The organism is Micromonospora sp. DT227 (assembly GCF_049841835.1).
GTDB lineage: Bacteria > Actinomycetota > Actinomycetes > Mycobacteriales > Micromonosporaceae > Micromonospora.
In genome coordinates this window covers 1-250 of sequence record NZ_JBNCLA010000097.1, presented here as the reverse complement: position 1 = coordinate 250, position 250 = coordinate 1, and the positions used below count along the sequence as shown (strand labels likewise).

Sequence of the window (250 nt, the reverse complement as noted above, 5' to 3'; positions counted from 1 at the left end):
AGGTTGATGCAGGCGCTACCTGCTGGTGGGGCCATGGTGGCGTTGACCGCCAGTGACGTCGAGGCGCAGGAGCTGATCGCCGGGCACACCGATCTGGTAGGGGTGGCGGCGGTCAACGGTCCCCGCTCAACGGTGATCTCCGGTGACCAGGATGTGGTGCTGGAGTTGGCGCGGCAGTGGCGAGACAGCGGCGGCAAGGCGCGGCAGTTGAAGGTCAGTCACGCGTTCCATTCGCCGTTGATGGAGCCGA

General features: G+C 66.4%; 1 protein-coding gene. It reads left to right on the top strand.

Annotated features, from left to right (window positions below):
• Nucleotides 1-33: 33 nt before the first annotated feature.
• Nucleotides 34-250 (top strand): acyltransferase domain-containing protein (locus ACLQ2W_RS34055; RefSeq protein WP_425792028.1); only part of this gene is annotated, 217 nt, incomplete at its 3' end.